General features: G+C 67.1%; 17 protein-coding genes. 15 read left to right on the top strand and 2 right to left on the bottom strand.

What is annotated here, in order from left to right:
* From GTK09_RS24430 to GTK09_RS24420, 3 genes are read left to right on the top strand one after another with little or no spacing between them, the layout of a single operon-like run.
* The gene (locus GTK09_RS24430; RefSeq protein ID WP_163466024.1) at positions 1–945 is read left to right on the top strand and encodes a Gfo/Idh/MocA family protein; all 945 of its coding nucleotides are present in this window, start codon (positions 1–3) and stop codon (positions 943–945) included.
* Entirely contained in the window at positions 942–1,871 is a 930-nt protein-coding gene (locus tag GTK09_RS24425) for a 2-dehydro-3-deoxygalactonokinase (protein WP_163466023.1), read from the top strand. The genes GTK09_RS24430 and GTK09_RS24425 overlap by 4 nt, the downstream gene beginning before the upstream one ends.
* On the top strand, positions 1,868–2,509 hold the full coding sequence (locus tag GTK09_RS24420) for a 2-dehydro-3-deoxy-6-phosphogalactonate aldolase (protein ID WP_163466022.1): 642 nt from the start codon (positions 1,868–1,870) through the stop codon (positions 2,507–2,509). The genes GTK09_RS24425 and GTK09_RS24420 overlap by 4 nt, the downstream gene beginning before the upstream one ends.
* A 7-nt stretch (positions 2,510–2,516) precedes the next feature.
* On the opposite strand, the gene GTK09_RS24415 is transcribed toward GTK09_RS24420, so the two are convergent.
* Positions 2,517–3,371 (bottom strand): D-amino-acid transaminase, encoded by an 855-nt coding sequence (locus GTK09_RS24415; protein WP_163466021.1) that lies wholly within the window; start codon positions 3,369–3,371, stop codon positions 2,517–2,519.
* 169 nt (positions 3,372–3,540) lie between these two features.
* On the opposite strand from GTK09_RS24415, the gene GTK09_RS24410 reads away from it, so the two are divergent.
* From GTK09_RS24410 to GTK09_RS24380, 7 genes are all read left to right on the top strand, one after another.
* Positions 3,541–4,203: a hypothetical protein gene (locus GTK09_RS24410; protein WP_163466020.1), complete on the top strand. Its 663-nt coding sequence runs from the start codon at positions 3,541–3,543 to the stop codon at positions 4,201–4,203.
* 168 nt (positions 4,204–4,371) lie between these two features.
* Positions 4,372–5,217: an urease accessory protein UreD gene (locus GTK09_RS24405; RefSeq protein ID WP_163466019.1), complete on the top strand. Its 846-nt coding sequence runs from the start codon at positions 4,372–4,374 to the stop codon at positions 5,215–5,217.
* A 26-nt stretch (positions 5,218–5,243) separates the two neighbouring features.
* Positions 5,244–5,546 carry an urease subunit gamma gene (locus GTK09_RS24400; protein WP_163466018.1) on the top strand — a complete coding sequence of 101 codons (303 nt, stop codon included), beginning with the start codon at positions 5,244–5,246 and terminating at the stop codon, positions 5,544–5,546.
* A gap of 137 nt (positions 5,547–5,683) precedes the next feature.
* Positions 5,684–6,556, top strand: a complete 873-nt coding sequence (locus tag GTK09_RS24395) for a bifunctional helix-turn-helix transcriptional regulator/GNAT family N-acetyltransferase (RefSeq protein WP_163466040.1) — start codon at positions 5,684–5,686, stop codon at positions 6,554–6,556.
* An 84-nt stretch (positions 6,557–6,640) separates the two neighbouring features.
* A complete protein-coding gene (locus GTK09_RS24390) occupies positions 6,641–7,048 on the top strand; it encodes a DUF1810 domain-containing protein (RefSeq protein ID WP_163466017.1) in 408 nt (135 codons plus the stop codon).
* Between the two features lie 330 nt (positions 7,049–7,378).
* Positions 7,379–11,176 carry a methionine synthase gene (gene metH, locus GTK09_RS24385; protein ID WP_163466016.1) on the top strand — a complete coding sequence of 1,266 codons (3,798 nt, stop codon included), beginning with the start codon at positions 7,379–7,381 and terminating at the stop codon, positions 11,174–11,176.
* Positions 11,177–11,497: 321 nt separating this feature from the next.
* Positions 11,498–12,313, top strand: a complete 816-nt coding sequence (locus GTK09_RS24380; RefSeq protein WP_163466015.1) for a ferredoxin--NADP reductase — start codon at positions 11,498–11,500, stop codon at positions 12,311–12,313.
* A gap of 94 nt (positions 12,314–12,407) precedes the next feature.
* On the opposite strand, the gene GTK09_RS24375 is transcribed toward GTK09_RS24380, so the two are convergent.
* On the bottom strand, positions 12,408–13,295 hold the full coding sequence (locus GTK09_RS24375; RefSeq protein ID WP_163466014.1) for an SMP-30/gluconolactonase/LRE family protein: 888 nt from the start codon (positions 13,293–13,295) through the stop codon (positions 12,408–12,410).
* A 306-nt stretch (positions 13,296–13,601) separates the two neighbouring features.
* On the opposite strand from GTK09_RS24375, the gene GTK09_RS24370 reads away from it, so the two are divergent.
* The 5 genes from GTK09_RS24370 (at position 13,602) to GTK09_RS24350 (ending at position 19,287) form a co-directional block, all read left to right on the top strand.
* A complete protein-coding gene (locus tag GTK09_RS24370; RefSeq protein ID WP_163466013.1) occupies positions 13,602–14,693 on the top strand; it encodes a sugar ABC transporter substrate-binding protein in 1,092 nt (363 codons plus the stop codon).
* Between the two features lie 172 nt (positions 14,694–14,865).
* On the top strand, positions 14,866–16,461 hold the full coding sequence (locus GTK09_RS24365; RefSeq protein WP_246218112.1) for a sugar ABC transporter ATP-binding protein: 1,596 nt from the start codon (positions 14,866–14,868) through the stop codon (positions 16,459–16,461).
* Positions 16,458–17,417, top strand: coding sequence for an ABC transporter permease (locus GTK09_RS24360; protein WP_163466011.1), 960 nt, complete (start codon positions 16,458–16,460; stop codon positions 17,415–17,417). Before GTK09_RS24365 ends, GTK09_RS24360 begins: the two co-directional genes overlap by 4 nt.
* Positions 17,418–17,420: 3 nt before the next feature.
* A complete protein-coding gene (locus GTK09_RS24355; RefSeq protein ID WP_163466010.1) occupies positions 17,421–18,401 on the top strand; it encodes an ABC transporter permease in 981 nt (326 codons plus the stop codon).
* Between the two features lie 130 nt (positions 18,402–18,531).
* Positions 18,532–19,287, top strand: coding sequence for a sulfite exporter TauE/SafE family protein (locus tag GTK09_RS24350; protein WP_163466009.1), 756 nt, complete (start codon positions 18,532–18,534; stop codon positions 19,285–19,287).
* The last annotated feature ends 478 nt before the right edge of the window (positions 19,288–19,765 follow it).

Below are 19,765 nucleotides of genomic sequence, written 5' to 3'. Positions count from 1 at the left end.
ATGGCACCCGTAAAACTCGGCCTCGTCGGCATCGGCAAGATCGCCCGCGACCAGCACCTGCCGTCGCTCTCACGCAGCGCCGACTTCGACCTCATCGCGGCGGCGAGCCGCAATGCCGGCGTCGACGGCATCGCCAACTTTTCCTCGAGCGGCGAAATGCTGGCGGCAATGCCGGAAATCGCCGCCGTCTCCCTCTGCATGCCGCCCCAGGCGCGGCACCAGGTGGCGGCGGAGGCCCTGGCGATGGGCAAGCACGTGATGCTGGAAAAGCCGCCCGGTGCGACGTTATCCGAGGTCGAACAGCTCGCCGGCCTCGCCGCGTCGAACGGCGTCTCGCTCTTCGCCACCTGGCATTCGCGCCATGCGCCGGGTGTCGAGCCGGCGAGAGACTGGCTGAAGGGCCGGCGCATCCGCAAGGTCACAGTCACCTGGAAGGAGGACGTGCGCCACTGGCATCCCGGCCAGGACTGGATCTTCGAGCCCGGCGGCCTCGGCGTCTTCGACCCCGGCATCAACGCCCTGTCGATCGTGACGCGGATTCTGCCTTTCCCCATTTGGCTGACCGGTGCCGAACTGACCTTTCCGGAAAACCGTCAGGCGCCGATCGCTGCCGATCTCGCCTTCGCGGGGCCGAGCGGCGAGGCGGTCGAGGCGGTGTTCGACTTCCGCCAGACCGGGCTGCAGACCTGGGACATCGTCGTAGAGACCGATGGCGGGACGCTGAAGCTCTCCATGGGCGGGGCGAAGCTCTTCGTCGATGGCGAGGAGCGGGGACTGGGCCCCGAAGCCGAATATGGCGGCCTCTATGCCCGCTTCGCCGAGCTGATCGCTGCCGGGCAATCCGAGGTCGATCTGTCGCCGCTGCGCCATGTCGCCGACGCCTTCCTGCTCGGACGGCGGGCCGTTACCGAACCGTTTGTCTTCGATCCGCCGGCGGCCCCGTGACCCGGCCCTTCGCAGGCCTTGCCGACTGGGGCACGACGTCCTTCCGCCTCTGGCTGGTGGGCGAAGACGGCACCGTCCTTGGCGAACGCCGTGGCGGCGAGGGCATGGCGACGGCCGCTGGGGAGCCGGGCGGCTTTGCCGGCGTGCTGGGCCGCCATCTCTCCGCTCTCGATGCGCCGGCTGATCTGCCGGTCGTCGCCTGCGGCATGGTCGGGGCGAAGCAGGGCTGGGTCGAGGCGCCCTATGTCGAGACGCCCGCCGATCCGGACACCCTCGCGGCGGGTGCGGTCCGGGTGCCGGGCGCCGACCGGCCGGTCTTCATCCTGCCCGGCGTCTGCCAGCGCGCCGAAGGCCGGTTCGACGTCATGCGCGGCGAGGAGACCCAGATCCTCGGCCTTCAAGCCTCTTCCCGCCAGGGCGAGAGCGGAGAACTCGTCTGCCTGCCCGGGACCCATTCGAAATGGGTGATGCTGGAGGAGGGCCGGCTCTCCGGCTTCGCTACCTTCGTCACGGGCGACCTCTTCGCCGCCATCGCCGGCCATACGATTCTCAGGCACTCGATGACGCCGGGCGACGAGCGCTTCGACGTGCCTGCGTTCGGACGAGCCGTGCGGACCGCGTTCGAGCATCCGGCGGAGTTCTCCAGCTGGCTCTTCGCCATCCGCGCCGGCGGCCTTCTCTCGCCCGACGATGCGCCGCATGCGGCGTCGACCCTGTCGGGGCTCCTCATCGGCCTGGAACTTGCCGGCGCGGCGACCCGCTTCGGCGGCCTCGACGGTCACACCGTCCGGCTCGTCGCCTCCGGGCCGCTCGCCGAGCGCTATCGGGCGGCCTTTACGACGCTCGGCCTCGATGCCATCGAAGCGGACGGCGAGGCGGCCGTGCGCCGCGGCCTGCTTGCCGCCGCAGGAAAGATCCTGACATGAGCGAATCCACCCGCACCCCCTGGCCGAAACTGAAGCGCGACCTCGTAGCGATCCTGCGGGGCCTGACGCCGGAAGATTGCGAAGCCGTGGTGTCCGGCCTGATCGAGGCCGGTTTCGAGGCGATCGAGATCCCGCTGAACTCGCCGGATCCGTTCCGCTCGATCGAGACGGCTTCGCTGCTTGCCCCGGACGGCGTCCTGATCGGCGCCGGAACGGTCCTCGACGTCGCCTCCGTCGATCGCCTCGTCGATTGCGGCGGCCAGCTCCTGGTCAGCCCCAATGTCGACGCCGCCGTGCTGACGCGGGCGGGCGAGCAGCGCCTCGTCACCATGCCCGGCGTCTTCACCGCGACCGAGGCGCTGGCGGCCGCACGCCTCGGCGCCTCGGCGCTGAAGTTCTTTCCGGCGAACGTCCTCGGCCCCTCGGGCATCACGGCGATCCGTGCGGTTCTCCCCGCCGACCTGCCGATCGGCGCGGTCGGCGGTGTCTCCGAAAAGGACTTCGCCGCCTATGCCGCCGTCGGCATTCGCACCTTCGGCCTTGGCTCCTCGCTGTTTCGCCCCGGCGACGCCGCCGCCGCCGTCAAGGCGCGGGCGGAGAAGACCATCTCTGCATACGACGCGGTATTTGGCGGGTAGGCGGCGATCACACCGCCGTCTTCACCGCCTCGTCGATGTAGATCGCCCTCAGGCGCCCGGCGATCTCCCCCGGCGCGCCGTCGCCGATCTTGTGCCCGTCGATCTCGACCACCGGCATGACGAAGCTGGACGCCGAAGTAATGAAGGCCTCGCGCGCCGCCAGCGCTTCCTCGATGGAAAACGGCCGCTCCTCGACGGTGAGGCCGGTCTCCGTCGCCAGCCGCAGGATTGCGCTGCGGGTGATGCCGGGCAGGATCGCGTGCGACAGCGGCCGGGTGATCAACGCGCCGTCGGCATTGACGATATAGGCGTTGTTCGACGAACCTTCGGTGACGAAGCCGTCCTCGACCAGCCAGGCGTCGTCCGCCCCGCGCCGCTTCGCCTCGGTCTTGGCCATCGAGGGATAGAGCAGCTGCACCGTCTTGATGTCGCGGCGCGCCCAGCGAAGGTCCGGCAGGGTGACGACCTTGAGGCCGGTCTTGGCCGCCGGTCGGTCGCGCAGCTGGCCGGTCTGGGTGAAGAGGACGAGCGAGGGCCGGATGTCGCCGGCCGGAAACAGGAAGTCGCGGTCAGCGGCGCCGCGCGACACCTGCATGTAGATCAACCCCTCGGCGAGCGCGTTCTTGTCGACGAGCTGCCGATGGATCGACAACAGCTCGTCCTCGCTTGCCGGGGCGGGAATCGAAAGCTCCGACATCGAACGGCGCAGCCGCGCCATGTGCCCGGAAAAGTCGATCAGCTTGCCGTCGAGGACGCTGGTCACCTCGTAGACGCCGTCGGCGAACAGGAAGCCGCGGTCGAAGATCGACACCACCCCCTGATTCTCCGGGCAGAAAACGCCGTTCACATAGACCGTGCGCATCGCGTTCCTCCATCTCGGGCCGTCTGCCCTGGCGCGCGACCATAAAGGCGGGCGTCGCAGCGGCGCAATATCGCCGGTGCCCCGCGGGCCGGCGATGAATCCAGCTTTACGAAAGCTTCAGGAGATGGGCCGACAATTGCGACAATTGTTGCGTATCCAGGACCCCGCCATGGTGGACCAGTCGTTCGATCGAATTCTCGAGGGGGTCGCCGCCCGCCATGAGACCAAGGGCTGGCGCTCGGTGTTCGGCCGGGCGTCGACCGGTGTCATGTCGGTGACCGGCATCCGCCGCGGCCCGAGAATCGCCGAGAGCGTCGAGCGGGCCGCCGCCGCCCGCGCGGCTTACGAGGAGGCGCTCGAGGAGGAAGATTTCTCCGCCTTCGACGAGCCGGAGCCGGTCAAGCCGACCGCGCCGCCCCGCGCCGCCTCAAAGGAATCCGAAAAGCCTTCCGAGCCGCGCCAGGGTTTCGAGGCGCGCCGCGCGAGCGATCAGGCGCCGACCTCCTCCGAGCCACCGCGGCCGGAGGGCGCGCGCGGCACCGGCAATGGCAACGGCTCCGCCGCCGCAGCCGGCGCCGCCTACGCAAAGACCATACGGGAGGCGCAGCCCGGCGCGCCGAGCACCGACCCCTACGACATTGCGATGGAGCTGGACATCCTGGCGCTGAGCAGCGTCAAGGACCTCCTCGAAGCGCGGCGCAACTTCGCCCGGGTAAACCATCCCGACCGCGTGCCGATCGGCTTCCGGACCGAAGCGACGACCCGCATGCAGATCGCCAATCGCCTCGTCGACGACGCCGTCGCCAGGATGAGCGGGCAGGGAAGGCGGTAGGCCGGCAGCCCCTGCGCCCGCCCATCGTAAGAAGAGCGGGCGCCGCGCCGCCACCGTCCCGCTTCACATCACCGGCCGCGTCGCGATAGGATCTCGGAGTGCCCGCCTGCGGGTGCCGTTCGGAGGAATTCGGCTGAGCGAGACGACGATCCCGGAACGATTTCGCTCATGACCGACGAACTTCATTTCTTGTCCCGCGGTGAATCAGCCGCGCCTGCCCCGCGCCTCCAGCGCGCCCGCGGACGCCTCGATCTGCGGGTCAAGGCGGCGGGCGGGCGCACCCGGCTGGAGGATCTCCATCAGGCCGGCTGCCTGAAGCTGCGCTTTCCCAAGGTGCCCGGCGCAACCAGCGAGGCGGTGCTGATCAACACCGCCGGCGGCCTCACCGGCGGGGACGTTCTCGATCAGCGCTTTGCCGTCGGGCCGGGGGCGGGGCTTTCCCTCACCACCCAGGCCTGCGAACGCATCTACCGGGCGAGCTCCGGCCGGGCGGAGGTTGCGACCCGGCTGAACGTCGCGGCGGGTGGCTTCTTGGCTTTCCTGCCGCAGGAAACCATCCTCTTTCACGAGAGCGCTCTCAGCCGCAAGCTGGAGCTCGAAACCGCCGAGGATGCGGAGTTCGTGCTTTGCGAAAGCGTCATTCTCGGCCGTGAGATGATGGGTGAGAGCGTCAGGCAGGGGGTCTTCCGCGAAAGCTGGCGGATCCGTCTCGGTGGAAAGCTGGTGTTTGCCGACGAGACCCGGCTCGAAGGCGACATCGCCGGGCAGACCGGCGCCGCGGCCTCGCTTGCCGGCAATCGCGCCTTCGCCACCCTCGTCGCGCGGCGCGAGGGAGCCGAGTCCCTGCTCGCTCCGCTCCGCCAGGCGATCGGCGAGGACGGCGGCGCGAGCCTCGTCGGCGGGCTGATCGTCGCGCGCCTCGTCGCCCCTTCCGGCTTTCTTCTCAGAAAGCGTCTGGTTCCGGCCATCGCGGTACTGGCAAAGGCCGGGGTCCCGCGGATATGGTCGCTCTGACCCATCTGAATTGCGAGGACGACACGATGCAGCTCACCCCGCGCGAAAAGGACAAGCTCCTCGTCTCCATGGCGGCCGTCGTCGCCAGGAAGCGACTGGAGCGCGGCGTGAAGCTCAACCATCCCGAGGCCATCGCCCTCATCACCGACTTCGTCGTCGAGGGTGCGCGGGACGGGCGCAGCGTCGCCGACCTGATGGAGGCGGGCGCCAAGGTGATCACGAGGGATCAGGTGATGGAAGGCATTGCCGAGATGATCCACGACGTCCAGGTGGAAGCGACGTTTCCGGACGGCACCAAGCTCGTGACGGTGCACGAGCCGATCCGCTGAGGGCGCCGGCTCAAATCCCTCCACCCGCGGAGCTGAGCGGGCATCTCGTGTCGGTGGCGATCGGCTCGCCCCCTTGGCAGCGGAGACGTCGATTCCGCTTGATCACGACAGTTATCTGACTTAAGTCAGATACCATGATGCTCGATCCCGTCGCCCGCTTCCGCCGTTTCGCCCGTGCCGCCGTTACCGAGGTCGGCGCGCTCGACCATTCCTTTCTCGGCAGGGGCCGGCCTCTCGGCGTCGCCCGCATTCTCAATGCCATTGGGCACGGCAAGACCGATGTCGGCGAGATCCGGGCCTATCTCGGGCTGGATTCGGGGCTGGTCAGTCGGCTCTTGCGCGGGCTCGAGGATGAAGGCCTGATCGAGACGACGCCGCATCCGGACGACGGCAGACGGCGGATCGCCTCCCTGACTCGAGCGGGCGAAGCCGAGTTTGCCGCCTATGAGGCATTGTCGAACGAGCGGGCGGAGAGAGCTTTGGCGCGCCACGCCAATGCCGACGCCCTCCTCGCGGCGATGGATCTCGTCGCCTCGGCTTTCGGCCGAGACCAGATCGAACTCGTCGAGATCGATCCGCGAGCGGAGGTCGCCCGCTATTGTCTCGGCGAATACTACGGCGAACTGGCGCGGCGTTTCGAGCGGGACTTCGACGTCAGACTGTCCGCCGATCCCGACGCCGAAACCATGGTCCGACCTCGCGGCGTCTTCCTCGTCGCCTTTTCCGACGACATGCCGATCGGCTGCGTCGGGCTGAAGGGGACCTGCGCCGAGTATGGCGAGGTGAAACGGCTCTGGGTGGCGCCGGCGGCGCGGGGCCTCGGGCTCGCCAAGCGGCTCATGGACCGTACCGAGGCGATCGCTCGCGAATTGCAGATGCCCGCGCTGAGGCTCGACACCAACAAGGCGCTCCCGGAGGCGATCGCCATGTATCGCAAGTCCGGCTGGACCGAGATCGACCGCTTCAACGACGATCCCTATCCGGACTTCTTCTTCGAAAAGCGGCTGTAGCGCGGCCAGCGTCAGGAACGGCCTTTCCGAGCGGGGCGTTGTGTCCGAGGTCCGCCGAACGGCGGCCGCTCATGGGAGCTTGCCATGCCGCTCAACCGCTTCGTCGAAGCCCAGTCGCCGGTCTATGGTCGTGCGTTGGCCGAACTTCAGGCCGGGCAGAAGCAGAGCCACTGGATGTGGTTCGTCTTCCCGCAGATCGCGGGGCTCGGCTCCTCGCCGATGGCCCAGCGCTATGCGATCGCCTCGCTCGACGAGGCGAAGGACTATCTCGCCCACCCCATGCTGGGGCGCAGGCTCGTCGAATGCACCGAGGCGGTGCTGGGCCATCCGGGCAAGAGCGTCCATGCGATCTTCGGCTCGCCGGACGACATGAAGTTCCATTCCTCGATGACGCTGTTCCACCGCGCCGATCCGAGCGACGAGACGTTCGGCCGTGCGCTCGACGTGTTCTTCGATGGCAAGGAAGACGAGGCGACACTGACGCGGATCTGAGCGCGACAGTCGCCCTCATCCTGAGGCGCGGGCCGAGCGAAGCTCGGGGGAGCCTCGAAGGGCGAGGGCGTGGCGCGTCGCCGGCCGTAAGGGCATGTCGAACGGGCGGAAGGCGGGAGCCTGGGGCTCCTCGCCCTTCGAGGCTCGCTCCGCTCGCACCTCAGGATGAGGGGCTACCGTCACATTCTGCCGGCATGTTCGCTCGTCGCGGGGCATCTTCCTCTTCCGCCGGCACGAGGGCGTTTGAAACACGCATCAGTGGCTCCATTTGTTGACATAAGAATATCTTTATGTGATTTGGGAGCCGACCCAGAAGGACAAGCGACGCTCATGACCTCCACGACCGAACAGCTCTTCGGGCCGCTGACCGACGGCCGCAATCCCGCAGAGGCGTTCGAGGCGCTGAAAAAGGCCGCCAGCGAACGCATTCTCATTCTCGACGGCGCCATGGGAACCGAGATCCAGCTTCTCGGCCTCGGCGAGGACGATTTCCGCGGCCACCGCTTCGGCGCCTGCGAATGCCATCTGCAGGGCAACAACGATCTCCTCAACCTGACCCAGCCCCAGGCGATCGAGGACATCCACTACGCCTATGCCATCGCCGGCGCGGACATCCTGGAGACCAACACCTTCTCCTCGACGACCATCGCCCAGGCTGACTACCAGATGGAAGATCAGGTCTACGAGCTGAACCGTGACGGCGCACGTCTCGCCCGCCGCGCGGCGATCCGCGCCGAGCAGACCGACGGCACCCGCCGCTTCGTCGCCGGCGCCCTCGGGCCGACGAACCGCACCGCCTCGATCTCGCCCGACGTCAACAATCCCGGCTACCGGGCCGTGACCTTCGACGACCTGCGCATCGCCTATGGCGAGCAGTTGCGCGGCCTGATCGACGGCGGCGCCGACATCATCCTGATCGAGACGATCTTCGACACCTTGAATGCGAAAGCGGCGATCTTCGCCTGCGAGGAGATCTTCGAGGAAAAGGGCGTGCGCCTGCCGGTGATGATCTCCGGCACGATCACCGATCTGTCCGGCCGCACCCTCTCCGGCCAGACGCCGACGGCGTTCTGGCACGCGGTGCGCCACGCCAAGCCCTTCACCATAGGGCTGAATTGCGCCCTCGGCGCAGCGGCGATGCGCGACCATCTTGCCGAAATCTCCAACGCCGCCGACACCTTCGTCTGCGCCTATCCCAATGCCGGCCTGCCGAACGAATTCGGCGAATACGACCAGAGCCCGGAGGCGATGGCCAAGGAAGTCGAGGTCTTCGCCAAGGAGGGCCTCGTCAACGTCGTCGGTGGCTGCTGCGGCTCGACGCCGGACCACATCAAGGCCGTCGCCGAGATGCTGAAGGCCTATAAGCCGAGGCAGATCCCGGAGGTGAAGCGGCTGATGAAGCTGTCGGGCCTCGAGCCCTTCACGCTGACCTCGGACATTCCCTTCGTCAATGTCGGCGAGCGCACCAACGTCACCGGCTCGGCCCGCTTCCGCAAGCTGATCAAGGACAACGACTATCCGGCCGCTCTCGAGGTCGCCCGTCAGCAGGTCGAAAACGGCGCCCAGATCATCGACGTCAACATGGACGAGGGCCTGATCGACTCCAAGCAGGCGATGGTCGACTATCTCAACCTCGTTGCCGCCGAGCCGGACATCGCCAAGGTGCCGGTGATGATCGATAGCTCGAAGTTCGAGGTGATCGAGGCCGGGCTGAAATGCGTCCAGGGCAAGGCGCTGGTCAATTCGATTTCCATGAAGGAGGGCGTTGAGGCCTTTCTCGCCCAGGCCAAGCTGATCCAGCGCTATGGCGCGGCCGTGGTGGTCATGGCCTTCGACAGCGAAGGCCAGGCCGACAGTTACGAGCGCAAGGTCGAGATCTGCACCAAGGCGTACAAGCTTCTCACCGAGGAAGCGGGCTTTGCGCCCGAGGACATCGTCTTCGATCCCAACATCTTCGCCATTGCCACCGGCATCGAGGAGCACAACGGCTACGGCGTCGCCTTCATCGAGGCGACCCGGACGATCCGCAAGACCCTGCCGCACGCCCACATCTCCGGCGGCGTGTCGAACCTGTCCTTCTCCTTCCGCGGCAACGAGGCCGTGCGCGAGGCGATGCATGCGGTGTTCCTCTACCACTGCATCCAGGCGGGCATGGACATGGGCATCGTCAATGCCGGCCAGCTCGCCGTCTACGACTCGATCGATCCCGAACTGCGCGAAGCCTGCGAGGACGTCATCCTCAACCGCACGCCGAAGGACGGCGTCGATCCGACCGAGCGGATGCTCGAGCTCGCCGAGCGCTACAAGGGCCAGGGCGGCGGCAAGGCCAAGGAGAAGGACCTCTCCTGGCGCGAGAAGCCGGTCAACGAGCGTCTCGCCCATGCCCTCGTCAACGGCATCACCGAATATATCGACGTCGACACCGAGGAGGCCCGCCAGGCCGCCGAGCGGCCGCTCCACGTCATCGAAGGGCCGCTGATGGCCGGCATGAACATCGTCGGCGACCTGTTCGGCGCCGGCAAGATGTTCCTGCCCCAGGTGGTGAAGTCCGCCCGCGTCATGAAGCAGGCTGTCGCCCTTCTCCTCCCCTACATGGAGGAGGAGAAGCGCCTTCTCGGCGGCGAGCAGCGCAAGAATGCCGGCAAGGTGCTGATGGCGACGGTGAAGGGCGACGTCCACGACATCGGCAAGAACATCGTCGGCGTCGTCCTCGCCTGCAACAACTACGAGGTCATCGACATCGGCGTCATGGTGCCGGCGGCGAAGATCCTCGAGACGGCCAAGCGCGAGAAGGTCGACATCATCGGCCTGTCCGGCCTGATCACCCCGTCGCTCGACGAGATGGTGCATGTCGCCTCGGAGATGGAGCGCGAGGGCTTCGACATCCCCCTCCTCATCGGCGGGGCGACGACCAGCCGCGTCCACACGGCGGTGAAGATTCACCCGCAATACCAGCGCGGCCAGACCGTCTACGTCACCGACGCCTCGAGGGCCGTCGGCGTCGTCTCCAGCCTGTTGTCGGAGGAGACGCGCGACAAGACGATCGACGGCATCCGGGAGGAATACAAGAAGGTCACAGAGGCCCACGAGCGCTCCGAGCGCGACAAGAAGCGCATGACGCTGGCCGCCGCGCGGGCCAATGCGATGAAGATCGACTGGTCCGGCTACGAGGCTAAGGCGCCGTCCTTCCTCGGCACCAAGGTCTATCAGGACTTCGACCTCGCCGACCTCGCCGCGCACATCGACTGGACGCCGTTCTTCCAGACCTGGGAGATGAAGGGGCGGTATCCGGCGATCCTCGAGGACGAGCGTCAGGGCGAGGCGGCGCGCTCGCTGTTCGCCGATGCGCAGGCGATGCTGAAGCAGATCGTCGAGGAGAAGTGGTTCGTTCCGAAGGCGGTGGTCGGTTTCTGGCCGGCCAATGCGGTCGGCGACGACATCCGCGTCTTTGCCGACGACACCCGCAAGGACGAGCGCGCGACGTTCTTCACGCTGCGCCAGCAGCTGTCGAAGCGTGGCGACCGGCCGAATCTCGCTCTGTCGGACTTCGTCGCGCCGCAGGATTCGGGCCGACCCGACTATGTCGGTGGCTTCTGCGTCACCGCCGGCATCGAGGAGGAGGCGATCTCCAACCGCTTTGCCAAGGCCAATGACGACTACGCCTCGATCATGGTCAAGGCCCTGGCCGACCGCTTCGCCGAGGCCTTCGCCGAGCGCATGCATGCGATGGTGCGCCGCGAGCTCTGGGGCTATGCGCCGGACGAGACCTACACCCCGGAAGAGCTGGTCGCCGAACCCTATGCCGGCATCCGCCCGGCGCCGGGCTATCCGGCCCAGCCGGACCACACCGAGAAGCTCACTTTGTTCGAGCTGCTCGATGCGGAAAAGGAAATCGGCGTGAAGCTGACCGAAAGCCTCGCCATGTGGCCGGGCTCGTCGGTCTCCGGCCTCTATATCGGCCATCCGGACTCGCATTACTTCGGCGTCGCCAAGGTCGAGCGCGACCAGGTCGAGGACTATGCCAGGCGCAAGGGCATGAGCGTCGAAGAGATCGAGCGCTGGCTCGCTCCGGTGCTGAACTACGTGCCGAAGCCGCGGGCCAGCGAGGCGGTCGACGAGGCAGCCTGATCGTTCGAGGCGAACGGGCTGGGGAGGCGGTGGCTCCGTCGCCGGCTTCCCGGCCGTTCCGAGCCTCAGGCAATGCCTCATGCGCCGCTTCGACGCGATGGATTTTTCCGTTCTGCGGTGGTTTTTGAAATTTCGGACCCTGCAGCTTTGCGCTTCGGCAATTATGTTCGTACACTAATGATCTTATCATCGGTGCGCGTACGGGATTGCGAGGCCGTCAGGCTACGCTGCCGCGTCGTGTCCGGCTTCAAAGGCGGCCAGAATCCGGCTGCATATGCGCGCCGCGGCGCCCTATGACGAACGACGAGAGAGGCAATTGGCATGAGTTCTGTCGCCACGAGTGAAGCGAACACGGCATTTCCGATCCCGGCGAACGTCTTCGCCGAGACCGTGACGGCGGTGAAGCATTACACCGACCGCCTGTTCTCCTTCCGCATGACGCGGCCGCAGAGCTTCCGCTTCCGCTCCGGCGAGTTCGTGATGATCGGCCTTCCGAATGCCGAGAAGCCCGTCTACCGGGCCTATTCGATCGCCAGCCCGGCCTGGGACGAGGAGCTCGAATTCTTCTCGATCAAGGTTCCGGGCGGCCCGCTCACCGAGCATCTGCAGAAGATCAAGGTCGGCGACACGGTGCTGATGCGCAAGAAGCCGACCGGTACGCTGGTCCACGACGCGCTTCTGCCGGGCAAGCGCCTGTTCCTGTTCTCGACCGGCACAGGCATCGCCCCCTTCGCCTCGGTGATCCGCGATCCCGAGACCTACGAGAAGTTCGAGCAGGTCATCCTCACCCAGACTTGCCGCGAAAACGCCGAGCTGAACTACGGCCGCGAACTCGTCGAGAACACCCGCAACGACGAGCTGATGAGCGAATTCGTCGGCGACAAGCTGCTCTTCCACGCCAGCGCCACCCGCGAGGGCGAGACGCGCGGCCACCGGGTCACCACCTTGATCGAGAACGGCAAGCTCTTTTCCGACCTCGGCATCGAGCCTTTGAACCCCGAGACCGACCGGGCGATGATCTGCGGCTCCATGGCGATGCTGCGCGAGATCGAGGGTCTCCTGCAGGCGCGCGGCTTCGAGGAAGGCGCCAACAACAAGCCGGGGACCTACGTCGTCGAGCGGGCCTTCGTCGACTGAGCGGCGCCCGTATCCTGATTCGGGAAAAGGCCCGGCGCCCAGACCGACCATGCCAAAAGGCCCGCTCGAAAGAGCGGGCCTTTTTCGATGCCGGTCAGACCTCCGGGTCGAACTGCGGCTCGGGCAGGCCCGGCACGTCGGTGCGCATGGCAAAGACGCCGCCCGAATGCGGCAGACGCTCCAGTTCTTCCGCCGGGCGGCCGTCCCTTGCCGAGGTGACGTAGAGCGTCTTCAGGTCGTCGCCCCCGAAAGCGATCATCGTCGTGCACATCGCCGGCACCTTGTATTCGCCGAGAAGTTTGCCCGTCGGCGAATAGCGCTGTACCCGGCCGCCTTCGTAGAGCGCCGACCAGTAGCAACCCTCCGCGTCCACCGCCGCGCCGTCGGGGCGGCCCTTGTCGTCGCCGACATTCGTCACCTTGGCGAAGACCCGGCGGTTCGTCGCCTCTCCGCTGCCGGCGTCGTAGTCATAAGCGTAGATCGTGCGGACCTGCGTGTCGGAGTGGTACATGGTGCGGCCGTCCGGCGAAAAGGCGAGGCCGTTGGACGTCCAGATGCCGGATTGGATCTTCGTGAGGCCGCGCTTGTCGAAACGGTAGAGCCCCGCCGTGCCCCCGGCCTTCTTCTCGTCGATCGTGCCGAGGAAGAAGCGTCCGCGCGGGTCGGTGCGCCCGTCGTTGAAGCGGTTGGTCGCGGTGGGCTCGGGGTTCGGAGCCAGCATGGCGATGCGCTCGCCCTCGGGGGAGAGATGCCAGACGCCCGAGCGCAGCCCGGCGACGAAGCCGCCGTCCTTGCGGATGGCGAAGCAGCCGATCTCTTCCGACAGGCCGATGGTGGTGTGGCGCTCCGCATCCGGCTCGAAGCGATGGAGCTTCATGCCCTTGATGTCGACGAAATAGAGCGCCTGTTCGGTGCCCGACCACACCGGGCCTTCGCCGAGCGCGCACTGCGCGTCGAGGACGAGAGAAAAGGACGAGGTCATGGGGATCTCCTTGGGGATGCAAGCCGCTGCCGTCTTGGCTCGATGCTGCCGGACCGCATGGCGCCTCCTTGACGTGGCCGGTCACTTGCGTCGGGCCATACGAGCGGCAAGGGGCATTCGAGCCAGATTCGGAGCGCGGCAAACATTACCGGACGATGAATTCTGCACGCCGGGCGTGCCGATATCCACAAGACGCCTTCCCGTCGCGGTCCCCAGATGCAATTAATGTATCCGTTGATGTCGGGCCGGACGATGGCCGCTCGGGAGGCGGCTGTAGGCCCCGACGAACCGCGGGAGGAGATCAGCATGCAGCGCAGACAGTTCATCCGAGGCGTCGCCGGCGGCATCGCCGCCACGGCTTTTTCCGGCCTGATCGGGCGACCGGCCTTCGCGGCCGCTGGCGAATGCATCGTCCCCTGGGCGTCCGACACCAAGATGATCAAGCGCGAGGCCAAGAGCGGCCCGTTCAACATCGCCTTGTCGAACTCCTACATCGGCAACACCTGGCGCACCGAGATGGTGCAGATCGCCAAGGCCTATACCGAGCGCGACGAGGTCAAGCCGCTGATCAAGAGCTTCCAGGCGACGAGCTCCGGCAACGAGGTCTCGGCGCAGATCGCCCAGATGAACCAGATGATCCTGTCGGGTGTCGATGCGATCATCCTCAACGCCGCCTCGCCGACGGGCCTCAATTCGGTGATCGACCAGGCCGCGGATGCCGGCATCCTCGTCGTCTCCTTCGACAACGTGGTGACGACGGACAACGCCGTCACGGTCAATCAAGACCAGTACGAGATGGGCAAGCAGTGGGCCGATTTCGTCGTCGACAAGACGGGCGGCAATGGCAACATCCTGATGGTGCGCGGCGTTGCCGGCACTTTCGTCGATCAGGAACGCACCCGCGCGGCGAACGACGTCTTCGGCAAGCATCCCGACATCAAGACAACCGAGATCTACGGCAACTGGGACGACGGCACGGCCCAGAAGGTCACCGCCAACGCGCTCGCCTCCGGCACCAAGTTCGACGGCGTTTGGAGCCAGGGCGGCGACACCGGCGTGGTCCGCGCCTTCCAGCAGGCCGGGCTCGACATCCCGCCGATCGCCGGCGAGGCCGAGAACGGCTTCCGCAAGCTGGCCTCCGAACTGAAGTTCCCGATGCTCTCGATCGGCCAGTCGCCGGCGCTTTCGGCGCTGTCGATCATGGTCGCGCTCGACATCCTGCAAGGCAAGGAAACGCCGCAGTCGGTCTCCGCGCCGCTGCCGACGGCGACGACGGATACGTTGAAATCGGGCGAGAACTTCTTCCCCGAGCTGCCCGACAGCTTCTTCACGCCGATCTCGATCCCGGTCTGCGGGCTCGACTTCACCGCCGAGCAGATCCTCAAGCAGAAGGTCTGACGCCGGCGACATGCCGGTTCCGGCGGGCGGGGCTGGCCGAGCGGCTTGCCCTCCGATCGCCCGCCGGCTCGCGAGCCTCGGCAAGTTCCGCCTCCCGGGCCCCGAGGCTCGTGTTTCGTCTCCGCGCTGGGCCGGTCATTCTCCGGCCCGCGCCAATTGGCGGAGAGTGTCCTTGAGTTCGCATCCAGATCCGAGTTCCCATCCAGATGCCCGTGCATCCGCCGCCGCCGGCACGCTTCTCGAGGCGAGAGGCATCTCCAAGAGCTTCGGCGGCGTCCATGCGCTCGAAAATGCCGATTTCTCCTGCAGGACCGGCGAAATCCATGCGCTGCTCGGCGCCAACGGGGCCGGCAAGTCGACGCTGGTCAAGGTACTGAGCGGTGTTCAGCGCGCCGATGCGGGGACGATCGCGCTCGCCGGTGAGACCGTCAGCTTCTCCGGCCCAGCGGACGCCGCGCGGCACGGCGTCGCGACGGTGTTCCAGGAACTGTCGCTGTTTCCCCATCTCACCGTCGCCGAGAACATCCTTATCGGCCACCAGCCGACCGGCTTCCTCGGGCAGATCAGCCAGCGGCGGATGCGGGCCGAGGTGCGCGAGCTGTTCGAAAGCCTAGGCGTCGATCACATCGCGCCGGGGGCCCATGTCGCGGACCTGTCGCTTGCGGACCGCCAACTCGTCGAGATCTTCAAGGCGCTGTCGAAGAAGCCGAAGCTTCTGATCCTCGACGAGGGCACCTCGGCGCTCGGCCGCAAAGAAGTGCAGCGGCTGTTCGATCTTCTGCGCAAGCTGAAGGCGGGCGGCACCGCGGTGATCTTCATCTCGCACCGGATGAGCGAAATCCGCGAGTTCGTCGACCGGATGACGATCTTCCGCAACGGCCGGCACGTCGCCACCGTCAGAGCAGCTGAGGCCAGCGACGGCGAGATCGTCGAGATGATGCTCGGCCAGAAGGTCGAGCGCTCGTTTCCCGCAAAGACCCGTATCGAGACGGACGCGCCGTCGCTGCTCGAACTGGCCGGGTTTTCCGCCGGCTCGGGCCTTCAGGACATTTCGTTTGCGCTGAGGCGCGGCGAGGTGCTCGGGCTGGCCGGTCTCGAGGGGCAGGGGCAGGGGACGCTGCTTCTGGCGCTCTTCGGCGCCTATCGCGGCATCAGGGGCGAGGTGACCATCTCCGGCAGGCCGGCAAAGGTCGCAACCCCCTGGCAGGCCAAGGCGAGCGGCATCGCGCTGATCCCCGAAGACCGCAAGACCGAAGGGCTCGTGCTGCCGATGAGCGTGCGCGAGAACATCACCTTCTCCGTACTCTCCAGCCTCGGCCGCTTCGGCTTCGTCAATCCCACCAAAGAGCGGGCCTTCGTCGCCCGCATGATGGAGCGGCTGGCGGTCAAGGCGGCGTCGATGGAACTACCGGCCCGCTCGCTGTCGGGTGGCAACCAGCAGAAGCTGGTTCTGGCCAAATGGCTGGAGACGGGCGCCGACATCTTCCTCTTCTACGATCCGACGCGGGGCATCGACGTCGGCACCAAGCAGGCCTTCTACGAGCTGATCGTCGGCCTGACGCGCGAGGGCAAGGGCGTGATCCTCTATTCCACCGAGACCAGCGAGCTGATCGGCCTCTGTCACCGCGTCGCCGTCATGGACGACGGCCGGATCGTCGAAACGCTCCAGGGCGACGACATCACCGAACAGGACATCCTCGCCGCCGCGCTCGGGGTCGGGCGGGGGCGGGCAGATGCCGGGTCCGAACTCGCGGAGGCCGCCCAATGAGCCTGCGCCGCTACAAGTCCTCGCTGCTCGCCATCGTCGGGCTCGCCCTTCTCCTCGGCTACTACTGGTACCAGCAGCCGCTGATCGTCTCGCCCTTCGGCTTCCGGCTGCTCGCCAACCAGGGCACGACGCTGGCGCTGGCGGCTCTCGCCCAGCTGACCGTCGTCCTCACCGGCGGCGTAGACCTCTCGGTCGGCGCCATCGTCAGCCTCTCCAATGCGATTGCCGCAACCTACATGGGCGACAGTCCGTGGAGCGTTTTCGGCGTCGTTCTCCTGACCCTCGGTGCGGGGGCCGGCGCGGGGCTCGTCAACGGCCTCCTCGTCGCCTATGGCCGGATCCAGCCGATCATCGTGACGCTGGCGACGCTCTACGTCTATTCCGGCTTCGCGCTTTTGATCCGGCCGCAGCCCGGCGGTTCGGTTCCCGGTTATTATGCCTCGGCGCTGACCGGCGCCTGGGGCTGGCTGCCCTATTCGCTGATCGTGCTGCTCGCCGTGACGTTGCTCTTTCGCATGCCGATCATGCGCTCGCGGCTCGGCACCGCGATCTACGCCGTCGGCGACAATCCGGGCGGGGCCCACATGTCCGGCATCAACGTGCCGAGGACGCTGGTTTCGGCCTATGTGATCGGCGGCTTCCTCGCCGCCTGCGCCGGCCTTTTCCTCACCGCCCAGACGACGTCCGGCGATGCCTCCGTCGGCACGTCCTACACGCTGAACTCGGTCGCGGCCGTCGTCTTCGGCGGGGCGATTCTCGGCGGTGGCAGGGGCCTTGCGCTCGGCCCGATCGTCGCCGCCTTCTTCATCTCGATCATCATCTCGGTGCTGTTCGCGGCCGGCGTCTCGTCCTTCTATCAAAGCGTCTTTCAGGGGGCGATCCTGATCCTCGTCCTGATGTTCGGCAACGCCTGGACGCTCAGAGCCCGCAACCGTCTGCAAGTCCTTCGGAGCTGAGCGATGACCACCGAAATGCGCTCCTCGCCGACGCTCGCTTCCCGCCTCTCCGCCTTCACCAGGCACGGCGTCGCGGTCTCCTATGTGCTGCTCGTCGTCCTCATCATCGTCGCGGTGATCCTCAACCCGGCCTTCGCCTCCTGGGCGAACGTCAAGGCGCAGCTGCAGATCGCCACCTTCATCGGCATCATCGCCATCGGCCAGACGCTGGTCATCCTCACCGGCCAGATCGATCTGTCGGTGCCGTGGAACCTGACCTTTTCCTCGATCCTGATGGCAACGCTCTACGGCCAGGGCTACGGCTTCGGCGTGGCGATCGGCGCGGCGCTGCTGGTCGGCATCGGCGTCGGGCTGATCAACGCCATCGGCGTCGCGGTCTTCCGGCTGCATTCGCTGGTCTGGACGCTCGGCATGAACGCGCTGCTCGAGGGCGCGACCATGGTCTATACGAACGGCCAGCCGCCGGATTCGACCATCCCCGGCGTGGTGCGCTTCCTCGCCGTCGGCAATCTCGGCGGCATGCCGGTCTCGCCGCTGGTGTGGGCCTTGCTGGCGGTGGTCACCATCATCGTCCTTGCCCGCTCGCGCTTCGGCCGCTTCCTCTATGCCACCGGCAACAACGAGCCGGCGCTGTTCCTCTCCGGCGTCGACACCCGCCTCGTTCATGTCGGCGCCTTCGTCGCCTCCGGCGTCTGCGCGGTGATCGGCGGCATCCTCCTCACCGGCTACGCCTCGCAGACCTATCTCGGCATGGGCAACGACTATCTGCTGGTGCCGATCGCCGCCGTGATCATCGGCGGCACCAACATCATGGGCGGCGCCGGCGGCTATGTCGGCACCATCGCCGGCACCTTGATCGTCGTCCTCCTCCAGTCGATCCTCTCGGTCGCGCAGATCGGCCAGGCCGGCAAGAACATCGTCTTCGGCCTGATCATCATCGCCCTCGTGCTGCTCTATGCCCGGCAGGCGCGGCCGACCGACTGAGCCGGCCGGCGGGGGCGCCCCGCCACGCGGCGGCTGCGGCAGGCCGCGTCCTTCGGCCCCGGCGGGTGGCTTCGCAATGTGCGGCGAAATCGCCTATGACGGTCCGTCCTCACTTCAGCGATTCCCATTCATGTCCATACTCACCATTCTTCTGCTCTTCCTCGCCGGCTTCGCCGGGGCGGCCATCAATGCGGTGGCCGGCGGTGGCACCTTCATCTCCTTCGGCGCCCTGTCGCTGATCGGCGTGCCGCCGATCTCGGCCAACGCCACCTCCTCGATCGTCCAGCTGCCGGGCTATTTCACCTCGACGCTGCCGTATCTCAAGGACATCCGCCGGATGTGGCGGGGCATCGCCATCCTCGCCGCCGTCTCGGTGGTCGGCTCGACCCTCGGCGCGCTCTTGCTCCTGTGGCTGAACAACGAGCAGTTCTCGGCCGCCGTGCCCTGGCTGCTCCTCGGCGCGACCGGGCTGTTCGCCGCCGGCCCGTGGCTGAAGCCGAAGCCGCGCGAGGCGGTCGCCACCACCGAAAAGCGCGGCATCGCGGCACCCTTGATGCAGTTCGTCACGGCGATCTATGGCGGCTTCTTCGGCGCCGGCATGGGCATCATGATGCTGGCGACGCTGGGGCTGACCGACGCCGGCGACTATCACCGGCTGAACGCCATCAAGAACGTTCTCGCCAACGTCATCGCCGTCGTCGCCGTGGTGATCTTCGTCTCCGGCGGGGTGGTGGACTGGCCGGGGGCGCTGGCCATGGTGCCGGGCGTCGCGCTCGGCGGCTATTCCGGCGTCTGGCTCGCCAAGCGCGTGCCGCAGATCGCCGTGCGCATCTTCGTCATCGCGGTGGGGCTGTTCCTGGCGGGATATTATTTCGTCACCGGCTGAGACGGCCGCGCCGCCAGCTCCGGCCGGCACGATGCCGCGAAATCCCGCCGCGACCGTGCTGCCCCATCTTTGGACGCGCGGCCGCGATCCCGCGCCGCATGGCGGCCGGGGTGGGTCTTATGCGACCCGCCCGAAGGCGGCGATGGGTGCCGCCCGAACGGGACGGCGGGATGCCGGAGGCAGACCCTCCGAACTGAAAAATATACGGTCCGCCTCCGGCATCCCGCGCGGTGCTTGACGGTCGCGAATGCATCGCTCCGACACGCTGCCTTCTCGGCGACCCCGGCGCTGCCGCGGCGGGGACGGGTCGTCACGATGGCGGCTGGCGCTTCCCAGGTGCCCCCAGTCAAGCGGCTCTTGCGCAGGTTGTGTGGTTTTACGCGGCCAAGAGGAGTCGACGGCGCAAGAGATCGAGGTTCCCACGTCCGTACATTGAGCGCTTGAGAAGTTTGAGCTTGGTGACCTGGCCCTCCGTTTG

It is taken from the genome of Jiella pacifica (genome assembly GCF_010500815.1).
Classification (GTDB): domain Bacteria; phylum Pseudomonadota; class Alphaproteobacteria; order Rhizobiales; family Rhizobiaceae; genus Jiella; species Jiella pacifica.
Note: the sequence above shows the minus strand (reverse complement) of the source record. Positions and strands in the feature narration are given on the sequence as shown.

Excerpts from the sequence above, each read along its gene's own strand:
- GTK09_RS24410 (WP_163466020.1), top strand. The coding sequence starts at position 3,541 with ATGGTGGACCAGTCGTTCGATCGAATTCTCGAGGGGGTCGCCGCCCGC.
- GTK09_RS24370 (WP_163466013.1), top strand. The coding sequence starts at position 13,602 with ATGCAGCGCAGACAGTTCATCCGAGGCGTCGCCGGCGGCATCGCCGCC.
- GTK09_RS24430 (WP_163466024.1), top strand. The coding sequence starts at position 1 with ATGGCACCCGTAAAACTCGGCCTCGTCGGCATCGGCAAGATCGCCCGC.
- metH (WP_163466016.1), top strand. The coding sequence starts at position 7,379 with ATGACCTCCACGACCGAACAGCTCTTCGGGCCGCTGACCGACGGCCGC.
- GTK09_RS24375 (WP_163466014.1), bottom strand. The coding sequence starts at position 13,295 with ATGACCTCGTCCTTTTCTCTCGTCCTCGACGCGCAGTGCGCGCTCGGC.
- GTK09_RS24380 (WP_163466015.1), top strand. The coding sequence starts at position 11,498 with ATGAGTTCTGTCGCCACGAGTGAAGCGAACACGGCATTTCCGATCCCG.
- GTK09_RS24415 (WP_163466021.1), bottom strand. The coding sequence starts at position 3,371 with ATGCGCACGGTCTATGTGAACGGCGTTTTCTGCCCGGAGAATCAGGGG.
- GTK09_RS24400 (WP_163466018.1), top strand. The coding sequence starts at position 5,244 with ATGCAGCTCACCCCGCGCGAAAAGGACAAGCTCCTCGTCTCCATGGCG.
- GTK09_RS24420 (WP_163466022.1), top strand. The coding sequence starts at position 1,868 with ATGAGCGAATCCACCCGCACCCCCTGGCCGAAACTGAAGCGCGACCTC.
- GTK09_RS24395 (WP_163466040.1), top strand. The coding sequence starts at position 5,684 with ATGCTCGATCCCGTCGCCCGCTTCCGCCGTTTCGCCCGTGCCGCCGTT.
- GTK09_RS24350 (WP_163466009.1), top strand. The coding sequence starts at position 18,532 with ATGTCCATACTCACCATTCTTCTGCTCTTCCTCGCCGGCTTCGCCGGG.
- GTK09_RS24360 (WP_163466011.1), top strand. The coding sequence starts at position 16,458 with ATGAGCCTGCGCCGCTACAAGTCCTCGCTGCTCGCCATCGTCGGGCTC.
- GTK09_RS24355 (WP_163466010.1), top strand. The coding sequence starts at position 17,421 with ATGACCACCGAAATGCGCTCCTCGCCGACGCTCGCTTCCCGCCTCTCC.
- GTK09_RS24405 (WP_163466019.1), top strand. The coding sequence starts at position 4,372 with ATGACCGACGAACTTCATTTCTTGTCCCGCGGTGAATCAGCCGCGCCT.
- GTK09_RS24390 (WP_163466017.1), top strand. The coding sequence starts at position 6,641 with ATGCCGCTCAACCGCTTCGTCGAAGCCCAGTCGCCGGTCTATGGTCGT.